Here is a 9603-nt window from a genome sequence, read left to right as displayed (position 1 = left end):
CCCAGCCCTCGCCGGGGACCGTTCTCGCTGCCGTACGTGCTTTCGTTGCCGTACGTGTTCCAGCCGCCGTACGTGTTCTCAACGCCGCACGTAAAACGCCGTACGTCAACCGCCGTACGTCACTCCGGCCAGCGCACCGTGAGCCCGCCGTCCACGATGAGCTGCTGGCCCGTGACGTAGGCGGAGTCGTCGCTGGTGAGGAAGCGGATGGCGCGGGCGACCTCGTCCGCGTTGCCCACCCGTCCGGCCGGGATGGTGCGGCCGGCCCGCTCCAGCCCGGCCGGGCCGAGGGAGTTGGTCTCGTCGAGGGACTGCGGCGTCTCGATCAGCCCGGGGATGATCGAGTTGACCCGGATGCCGCGCGGGGCCAGCTCGGTCGCCAGCGACCGGCACAGACCCAGCACCCCGCTCTTGGCGGCGGCGTAGTGGGCGTGGTCGTCCCAGCCGTACACGCCACCGGCGATGGAGGAGATCGCCACCATGGCGCCGGGGCCGGTCATCACGGCCGCGGCGGAACGGAAGGTGCGCAGCACACCCGTCAGGTCGACGGAGAGCATGTCGTTCCAGGCGTCGTCGTCCAGCTCGGCCAGCGCCGCCCGGCGCAGCACGCCGGCCCCGGCGACGGCGATGTCGAGGCGCCCGTAGGTGTCGATCGCGGCCTGCGCCAGGGCGTCGACCTGCGCGCTGTCCCGGACGTCGACGGCGACCGCGGTGCAGCGACCGCCGGCGGCCTCGACCAGCCGGACCGTCTCGTCGGCGCTGTGCGGGTCCTGGGGGTAGAAGCCGATGACGCTGTCGGCGCCGGCGCGGGCGTACGCCACGGCCAGGGCGCGGCCGATGCCGCTGGCGCCGCCGGTGATGACGGCGACCTTGCCGGCCAGCCCGTCGTCCCGGGCGGGTGCGGTGTGCTCGTGGGAGGACATGTCCTGCCTTTCGTGGAGTTCCCGGTGCGTGGCGGGTGCGGGCCGCCACGCACCGGGAAGCGGGAGGGAGGGGCGGGTGTCAGGCGGCGGCCGGGGCGACGGAGGCGTCGTCCTCGTCCTGGCTGACCTTGCGCGCGCCGAGCATCAGGACGCCGGAGAGGAACATTCCGAGGGCGCCCGCGACGAACGCGGCGGTGGTGGCGTCGGCGCCGAGGCCGATGACCAGGCTGAGCAGGGCGGAACCGATGATCGCGCCGACCGGGCCCATCACGTGGGCGGTGTTGGAGCCGATGCCGCGGACCCGGGCCGGGAACGACTCGCCCATGTAGAAGAGCATCGCCGAGTAGGGGCCGTTCAGGAAGAACAGTCCGAGGGCGTACATGGGGATGACGTAGGCGCTGTTGTTGGGTCCGAAGAGCATCGCGGTCATCACGACGCCGCCGATGGTCCAGCCGACCATGATGGTCGTCCGCCGGCCGATCCGGTCACCGAGGTACCCGTGGAAGAGGTAGCCGAGGAAACCGGCGAGGTTGGCCAGGATCAGCACGACGAGCGCGCTGGAGAACGAGACGCCCTTGCCGTCGGTGAGGACGGTGGTGCCGAGCACCGAGAAGACCTGGATGCCCATCCAGTTGAAGAGCCACGCGCCGGAGAGGCACAGGGTGTGGCGCCGCAGGTCCGGGGCGAAGAGCTGGCGCAGGCCGGACTCGTTGTCGCGGCTGATGTCCAGGTTGTACAGCTCCGCCAGGCGGGACGCGTCGGTCTCGCGGCCGGCCGCGCGCAGTTCCCGCGTCCGCTTCAGCGCGACGAAGGAGGGCGACTCACGGAGCTTGGACCCGGCGATGAGGATGATCACGACGGGGAAGGTGGCCAGCAGGAAGATCCAGCGCCAGCCCATCAGGGGCAGCAGCACGGCCGCGAAGGCCGCCGCCAGGAGGGCACCGACCGGCCAGCCGCTCTGCACGAAGCTGAACATGAAGCCGCGGCGCCGGCTCTTCCCGTACATCTCGTTGAGGTAGACGCTGTTGACGACCTCTTCGGAGTAGCCGAGGCCGGAGATGGCCCGCACTCCGATGAGCGAGGCGGCACCGCCGACCAGGGCGGTGAAGCCCGAGGAGAGCGCCGCGCCCGCGGTGGTGACGATCAGGCTGGGCTTGCGTCCCCACCGGTCCAGCATGGGGCCGACGAGCAGAGAGACGACGAAGGTGCCGACGGTGACGCCGGTGGCGATGGCCGTGGCCTCACCGGTGGTCCAGCCGAACGTCTCGGAGATCTTCGGCAGCAGGGTGCCGAAGAGCACGAAGTCGTAGACCGAGAAGACCCAGGCCAGGAAACAGACCACCGTGGTGGTCATGATGGTCCGCCGGCTGAGGGTGGGCGGGCCCTTGAACAGGACCTCGTCCGAGGGGGCGCCGTTACGGGGCCACTCGGTCTCGTCGACTATCTCGGGGGTAGGCGCGGTGGTCATCTGCTGTCGCCCTTCTGACGGGGGTTGCGGGCGGCGAAGTCGTCCGCGATCTGGTCGAAGGTCACCCAGCGGACGCCTTCGTGGGAGTTGATGTGGTCGATGAGCCGCTCCAGCATCAGGAGCACCTGGGGCCGGCCGGCGACATCGGGGTGGATGGTCATGGTGAAGACCGCGTGGTCCATCTCCCGGTAGACCCAGTCGAACTGGTCACGCCACATCTGCTCGATGTCCCGGGGGTTGACGAAGCCGTGGCTGTTCGGGCTCGCCTTGATGAACATCATCGGAGGCAGGTCGTCGAGGTACCAGTTGGCCGGGATCTCGATGAGGTCGGTCTCCTCGCCGCGGACCAGGGGCTTCATCCAGTCCTCGGCGGGCGCGCTGTAGTCGATCTTCGTCCAGGAGTCGCCGACCCGGACGTAGTACGCCTCGAAGTCGCGGTGCATGAGGGAGTGGTCGTACTTGATGCCGCGTTCCAGCAGGAGTTCGTTGGTGACGGGGCTGAACTCCCACCAGGGGGCCACGTAGCCGGTGGGGCGGCGGCCGGTGCGGCTCTCGATCAGCTCGATGGAGCGGTCGAGGACGGCGGCCTCCTGCTCGCGGCTCATGGCGATCGGGTTCTCGTGGCTGTAGCCGTGCACCCCGATCTCGTGGCCGGCGGCGACACAGGCGTCGAACTCCTCGGGGAAGGTCTCGACGGAGTGGCCGGGCCAGAAGAACGTCTGGGTCAGGCCGCGGCGGCGGAACAGCTCCAGCAGGCGCGGCACGCCCACCTCGCCCGCGAACAGGCCGCGGGAGATGTCGTCGGGAGAGTCCTCGCCTCCATAGGAGCCGAGCCAGCCGCCGACGGCGTCGACGTCCACTCCGAAGCCGACGAGAATTTCCTTGGTCATCGAGCGTCTCCTTGCCTGATGGCGTGGGTGTGGGTGGTGGATCGGGGGTGGATCAAGCGGGGGGATCGAGCTGGGGGGATCAGGGGGCCCAGCGGGGGGCCGGGCCGGGCGGGGAGGGCGGATCGGTGGATCGAGCGGTGGATCGGGTGGGGCGGTGTGGATCGGGTGAGGCGGGGGGTCTGATGGGGCGGGGTCAGTCGCCGGGGGTGGCGAGCGGGTCCCGGCCGGCCAGCCAGGCGCGGACCAGTTCCCGCGGCGAGCGGTCCGGTACGGCGCTGGCGGCGGCCAGCAGGAGCCGGGCCTGCCAGGGGCTGAGGTCGTCGGCGAAGAGGGCGCCCACCCGCCGCAGCTCGGCGCCGCCGCCCGCGTAGAGCGGGGCGACCGGACCGGAGTGGACGCGTGAGCTGATGAGCACGGGGTGGCCCGCGGCGACCGCCTCGGCGACCGCCTCGACCAGCTCGGGCCCGGCGTTGCCGGCCCCGGCCGCCGCCACCACGACCCCGGCGGCGCCGGCCTCCAGGCTGGCCCGGACGAAGAGCCCGTCCGCGCCCGGGTAGACCGGTACGACGTCCACCCGGGGCAGCCGCGGCAGGTTCAGGTCGACCGGGAGCCGCGGGCTCGGGGCGGGCCGGGCCAGCGGGACCACGCGTCCGTCGGCCACCCGCAGCGCCGGTCCGCGTCCGGGGGCGGCGAAGGCGTGGGCCGACATGGTCTCGCTCTTGCGCACCCCCCGGGCGGGGAAGGCGAAGCCGTCGAAGACCAGCAGCGCGCCGAGGCCGCGGGCCGCGTCGTCGGCGGCCACCGCCAGGGCGTCGCCCAGGTTGGCCGGGCCGTCGGCGGCGCGGTCGTCGAAGGGGCGCTGGGCCCCGGTCAGCACGATCGGCCGCGGGTCGTCGAAGAGCAGGTCGAACAGGAAGGCCGTCTCCTCCATGGTGTCGGTCCCGTGGGTCATCACGACCCCGTCGGCACCGTCGTCGAGGGTGGAGCGCACCTCGCGGGCGAGTGCCAGGAGATCGCCGGTGTCGAAGGCGTAACTGCCCCGGGTGACCACGTCCCGGGTACCGACCTCGGCGTGCTCGGGGAGCGGGCCCACGGACGCGACCAGCTCCTTCGCGAGCACGGTTGCCCGGCGGCCCTCCGCCCCGGACCGGCTCGCGATGGTTCCGCCGGTGGCCACGACCTGGATACGACGCATGGACCTCTCTCCGCTTCTTTGCAATCGATTGCGGCGAGGTTATGCAAACGATTGCCCTCGGGTCAATGGGTGGCGCACACTTGCCTGGTCCGACCGTTCGGGTGTGTGCGAGGCTCAGGGGCGCCGGATGACACCGGCTGTGGGTTTCGAGCAGAATCCGACAGAATCCACGGGAATCCGAGATCAGCCGGCACACCGGCCGGAACGGGGTCCGTGACGGAGCCCGGGTCCGCACAGCGGTCCGGGTCCGAAAAACGGTCCGGGTCCGGCACAGGGTCCGGGTCCGGTACGGAGTCCGGGTCCGGCACAGGGTCCGAGAAGAGGGGTTGCGGGAGTGGAGCGGCAGGCAACGCGGGCGGCGGCCGGGACACGGGCCGGCAGTGCTCCGGTCACCCTGGCCCAGATAGCCCGGCAGGCGGGGGTGCACGTCTCCACCGTGTCCCGGGCGCTCAGCACCGACGAGGCGGTGCGCGGCGGGGTGGCCACGGAGACCGCCGCGCAGATCCGCGCGCTCGCCGAGGAGCTGGGGTACCAGCGCGACCCCGCCGGGGCGGCACTGCGCACCGGACGCTCGCGGATGCTGGGCGTGCTGGTCCCCCGGCTGACCGACATCGTGCTGGCGACGATCTACGAGGGGATCGACGCCGCCGCCGCGACGGCCGGCTACCACACCGTGGTGGCGAACACCGGCGACGAACCCGAGTTGCAGCGGCGCCGCGCCGACGCGCTCCTGGCCCGCCGGGTCGACGGTCTGGTGCTGGGCGACGCCCGCTCCGACTGCGACCTCGTGGCCGAGCTGGCCCACAGACGCATCCCGCTGGTACTGGTCTCGCGCCGGCTGCCCGGCCGGGTCTCGGTGACCACGGACGACGTACTCGGCGGGCGGCTGGCGGCGGAGCACCTGCTCGGTCTGGGCCACCGCCGGGTCGCCGTGGTGGCCGGCGAGCGCTACGCGAGTACCGGGGTGGAGCGCACCCAGGGCTTCCTGGACGCGTTCGCGGAGGCGGGACTGCCGGTGCCGGAGAGCCATGTCGTGCCGTCCCGCTTCGACGTGCCGGGCGGCCGGGCCGCGGCCGAGCACCTGCTCGGCCTCACCCCGCGCCCCACGGCCGTGTTCGCGGTCAACGACTTCGCGGCGGTCGGCGTGATGGCGGCGGTCCGCGACGCCGGGCTGACGGTCGGTCAGGACGTCGGCGTGGTCGGCTACAACGACGTACCGCTCGCCGCCGCCCTGCCGGTCTCCCTGACCTCGGTGCGCTCGCCGATGTACCGGATGGGCGAGGTCGCCGCGACGACGCTGGTCAACATGCTCGACGGCAAACCGGGCCGTTCCCGGCGGCTGCGCCCCACCCTGGAGGCGCGCGCCTCGACCCTCGGCGGCTGACCGTCCGGCACCGCCCCCGTCCCGGCGGACCGGCCCCGGGACGGCCCGCCGCAGCACGCCGGGGGCCGGCCCCGGAACCGGCCCCCGCCCCGGAAGCGGCACCGGCACCGCACGCCGCGTACGCCCGTGCGGGCCTTCGCTGAGCACGCCCGGCCCGCTCAGCCCCGCGCCAGGGTGACCGCCTGGCGGCTCGCCGCGTGGAAGCCGGGGAGGGGGATCAGGCCCTGGAACCGCAGCTCCATGACGGTGGCCCGGACCTCTGCCGCGCCCGTCCGCAGGGCGTCGGCGGACAGGTGCGCGGTGTGCTGCCAGCGGTGGTCCCGCCCGTCGCACACCGCCCGGGTGCCGCCGACGCCGTGGCGGACGGCGGAGGGGTCCTGCCGTACGGAGGCGCTGACGAAGACGGGCCCGGAGGCACCGGCGCAGCGGTAGGTGCCGGTGAGGGTGACGGCGCCCGCGGCGGTGAGCCGGCCCACGGGGTCGACGGTGACGCTCTCCCCGGACGCGGTCCGCGCGGGGGCGGGACGCGCGGGGCCGGGGTGGGCGGGGGCGGCGGAGACCGGGGCCGCGGGGGCCGCCACGGCCAGGCCGAGGAGCAGCAGCGCCGCGCCGAGCAGCGGGCGGGGTACGGGCACGGGGAACCTCCCGAGGGGGACGTCGGTGGGGGTTACCAGCAGTACCCGGCGGCCGGGGCGCGTGCCGTGAACGTCACCCCTTCGGGGCGAGTCCATGGCGACCGGCCCGCTCCCGGTGGCGCCCGCGCCCGATCCGCGCGGGGTGCGGCGGGCCTGCCGGGGCCGGGTGTCCGCCGACGGCGACCGGGGTGACCAGGCGCAATGCCAACGACCTAAGATGATCAACGTGTCCGAGCAGCACGCGCAGCACACCCCCAGGTCCCTCATCGTCACGCTCTACGGCGCGTACGGCCGGTTCGCACCCGGCCCCGTGCCGGTCGCCGAGCTGATCCGACTGCTGGCCGCGGTGGGTGTCGACGCCCCGTCCGTCCGCTCGTCGGTTTCCCGGCTGAAGCGGCGCGGCCTCCTGCTGCCCGCGCGGACCGACCGGGGCGCCGCCGGGTACGAACCCTCCGCCGAGGCACGGCGGTTGCTGGAGGACAGCCACCGGCGCGTCCACGGCGACGGGGGCGGGGACGACGAGGGCTGGGTCCTCGCCGTGTTCTCCGTGCCGGAGTCGGAGCGGCAGCGGCGGCACGTGCTGCGCTCCCGGCTGGCCGGGCTCGGCTTCGGCACCGCGGCCCCCGGGGTGTGGATAGCCCCGGCCCGGGTCTTCGAGGAGACCCGGCGCGCGCTGTGCCTGCTGGGACTCGACGCCTACGTGGACCTCTTCCGCGGCGAGCACCTGGGCTTCGCCCCGACCGGCGAGTCGGTGGCCCGCTGGTGGGACCTGCCGGCGCTCGCCGCGCGGCACGAGGCGTTCCTCGCCCGCCACACGCCCGTGCTGCGCGCCTGGGAGGGCCGCGAGGACACGCCGCCCGAGGAGGCGTACCGCGACTACCTCCTCACCCTGGACGCCTGGCGCCGCCTGCCCTACGCGGACCCCGGCCTGCCCGCCCGGCTGCTGCCCGCCGACTGGCCCGGCGCCCGGTCGGCGGCGCTCTTCCGCACCCTGCACGAGCGTCTCCGCGACGCGGGAGCCCGCTACGTGACACCGGGCGAGCCCTGAACACCCTGCGAGCCCTGACACCGGGCGAGCCCTGACGCCGGGTGGCGATCGTCATACAAACGTGACAAAAACGGACCCGGCGGAGGCTCCGCGGGGCGGCGCCGTACGATGCAGGAAGTTGAATGCAGGACAGGACCGCCTGTTCCACGAACGGACCCCGCCGTGCACGATCCCTTCCCCGCCCCCGCCTCCTGGCGCATCGCGCTGCCGCACACCGCCGCGGCCGTGCCGGTGGCCCGTGCCCTGGTCCGTACCGCGCTGGCCGAGCTGGAACACCCGGCGGACAGCGACACGGCGGAGCTGCTCACCGCCGAGCTGGTCGCCAACGCGGTGGAGCACACCTCCGGCGGGTCCCCGATCGAGCTGGTCGTGGAGCTGCTGCCGGGCGGCTGCCAGGTCGAGGTGCACGATCCCGACCCGGCGCCGCCCGCCGACCTCACCCGGCCGGACCGGGAGCCGCCGGACCCCTGGCAGGAGCACGGGCGCGGTCTGCTGCTGATCCGCGCCCTGAGCGCCTCCTGCGGCCACCGGCCCACCCACTCCGGCAAGGCGGTCTGGTTCAGGCTTCCTGCCGTACCCGCCCAGCGTCGCCGGGCGTGAGGCCCTGGTCGCCGCCCCGGCCCAGCCGGCTGTTGCGGCGCCCGTAGCCCGCGTACAGGAGCAGTCCGGCGGCGAGGAAGACGGCGAACTGGAACCAGGTGGCCGGGCCCGTCTCGTAGATCAGGTACAGGCAGAAGCCGATGCCGAGCAGTGGGGTCGCCGGGTAGAGCGGCACCCGGAAGGTGCGGGCCAGGTCCGGTTCGCGGCGGCGCAGGGCGATCACCGCGATGTTGACGGTGACCATGGTGGCCAGCGTGCCGATGGTGCAGAGGTTGACCACCGAGTCCAGCGAGGCGAAGGCGGCCGGTACGGCGAAGACCACGCCGACGATGAGGGTGCCGGCGACGGGGGTGGCCGTGCGCGGCGAGACCTTCTCGAAGACGCGCGGGACGAGCCCGTCGCGGGACATGGACATGAGGATGCGGGTCTGGCCGTACATCACGGCGAGCACCACGGAGGCGATGGCGACGACCGCGCCGAAGGCGATCACGCCGCCGCCGACCGCGGAGCCGGTGACCTCGTTGACGACGTGGGACAGGGCGGCCGGGCGGTCGCCGACCCCGTCGCCGCCGAGGGCGCCGATGGCGGCGAGGGCGACCGCGCAGTACAGCAGGGTGACCACGCCGATGCAGACCAGGATGGCGAACGGGATGTCCCGGCGCGGGTCGCGGGCCTCCTCGCCGGCGGTGGTGATCGCGTCGAAGCCGATGTACGAGAAGAAGGCGGCGGTGGTCCCGGCGCCGATGCCGCCGAGCCCGGCGGGCGAGAAGGGGCTGAGGTTGCCGTCCTGGAAGGCGACGAAGCCGATGGCGCAGAAGGCGACCAGTACGGCGATCTTGAGGACCGCCATCGCGGCGGTGGCGCGGGCGCTCTCCCGCACGCCCCGGACCAGCAGGACACTGGCGAGGGCGATGACGATCACGGCGGGCAGGTTGACCACGCCGCCGTCGCCGGGACCGGCGGCGAGCGCGTGCGGCAGGTTCAGGCCGGTGAGGCTGTGGAGGAGTTCGTCGACGTACTGGCTCCAGCCGACCGCGACGGCGGAGACGGAGACGCCGTACTCCAGGAGCAGGCACCAGCCGACGAGGAAGGCCGTGGTCTCGCCGAGCCCCGCGTAGGCGAAGGAGTACGAGGAGCCGGAGACCGGGATGGCGCCGCCCAGTTCGGCGAAGGCGAAGGCGGTGAAGACGCAGGTGACGGCGGCCAGCACGAAGGAGACGACGACGGCCGGTCCGGCCTGGGCGACCGAGTCGGAGAGGCCGACGAAGATGCCGGTGCCGACGATCGCGCCGATGCCGAAGCAGACCAGTTGGAAGCGGCCCAGCGTGCGCCTGAGGCCGTGGCCCTCACGGTCGGCGCCGGATTCGGCGACGAGGAGCGCGGGTGACTTGATGCGGGGGGCGGGCATGACGGGGTGGTGCTCGTTTCTGGTGGTGCGGACGCGACGGTGGTCGCGGCCG

The 9603-nt window shown here is 73.6% G+C and carries 9 protein-coding genes; 3 read left to right on the top strand and 6 right to left on the bottom strand.

Annotation, left to right across the window (positions count from 1 at the left end):
• Window positions 1-119: 119 nt before the first annotated feature.
• The 4 genes from J5Y05_RS01740 to J5Y05_RS01725 form a co-directional block, all read right to left on the bottom strand.
• Window positions 120-923, bottom strand: coding sequence for an SDR family NAD(P)-dependent oxidoreductase (locus J5Y05_RS01740; RefSeq protein ID WP_210867930.1), 804 nt, complete (start codon window positions 921-923; stop codon window positions 120-122).
• 79 nt (window positions 924-1002) lie between these two features.
• Complete coding sequence (locus J5Y05_RS01735) at window positions 1003-2391, bottom strand: MFS transporter (RefSeq protein WP_210867929.1); 1389 nt, start codon at window positions 2389-2391, stop codon at window positions 1003-1005.
• Window positions 2388-3281: a polysaccharide deacetylase family protein gene (locus J5Y05_RS01730; RefSeq protein WP_210867928.1), complete on the bottom strand. Its 894-nt coding sequence runs from the start codon at window positions 3279-3281 to the stop codon at window positions 2388-2390. The genes J5Y05_RS01735 and J5Y05_RS01730 overlap by 4 nt, the downstream gene beginning before the upstream one ends.
• Window positions 3282-3474: 193 nt before the next feature.
• Window positions 3475-4476 (bottom strand): asparaginase domain-containing protein, encoded by a 1002-nt coding sequence (locus J5Y05_RS01725; protein WP_210867927.1) that lies wholly within the window; start codon window positions 4474-4476, stop codon window positions 3475-3477.
• A gap of 334 nt (window positions 4477-4810) precedes the next feature.
• Between J5Y05_RS01725 and J5Y05_RS01720 the strand changes: the two genes are divergently transcribed.
• The gene (locus J5Y05_RS01720) at window positions 4811-5860 is read left to right on the top strand and encodes a LacI family DNA-binding transcriptional regulator (protein WP_210867926.1); all 1050 of its coding nucleotides are present in this window, start codon (window positions 4811-4813) and stop codon (window positions 5858-5860) included.
• Between the two features lie 158 nt (window positions 5861-6018).
• Here J5Y05_RS01720 and J5Y05_RS01715 read toward each other — a convergent pair whose 3' ends face one another.
• On the bottom strand, window positions 6019-6495 hold the full coding sequence (locus J5Y05_RS01715; RefSeq protein ID WP_210867925.1) for a DUF6299 family protein: 477 nt from the start codon (window positions 6493-6495) through the stop codon (window positions 6019-6021).
• Window positions 6496-6712: 217 nt separating this feature from the next.
• On the opposite strand from J5Y05_RS01715, the gene J5Y05_RS01710 reads away from it, so the two are divergent.
• The gene (locus tag J5Y05_RS01710; protein WP_210867924.1) at window positions 6713-7543 is read left to right on the top strand and encodes a PaaX family transcriptional regulator; all 831 of its coding nucleotides are present in this window, start codon (window positions 6713-6715) and stop codon (window positions 7541-7543) included.
• Between the two features lie 162 nt (window positions 7544-7705).
• A complete protein-coding gene (locus J5Y05_RS01705) occupies window positions 7706-8143 on the top strand; it encodes an ATP-binding protein (RefSeq protein ID WP_307853646.1) in 438 nt (145 codons plus the stop codon).
• Here J5Y05_RS01705 and J5Y05_RS01700 read toward each other — a convergent pair.
• Window positions 8103-9551, bottom strand: a complete 1449-nt coding sequence (locus J5Y05_RS01700; RefSeq protein ID WP_210867922.1) for an amino acid permease — start codon at window positions 9549-9551, stop codon at window positions 8103-8105. The genes J5Y05_RS01705 and J5Y05_RS01700 overlap by 41 nt on opposite strands.
• Window positions 9552-9603 lie beyond the last annotated feature (52 nt).

Source organism: Streptomyces tagetis, assembly GCF_018069565.1.
Lineage (GTDB): Bacteria > Actinomycetota > Actinomycetes > Streptomycetales > Streptomycetaceae > Streptomyces > Streptomyces tagetis.
The sequence above is the reverse complement of the archived record's forward strand: the minus strand, read 5'-3'. Positions and strand labels throughout refer to the sequence as shown.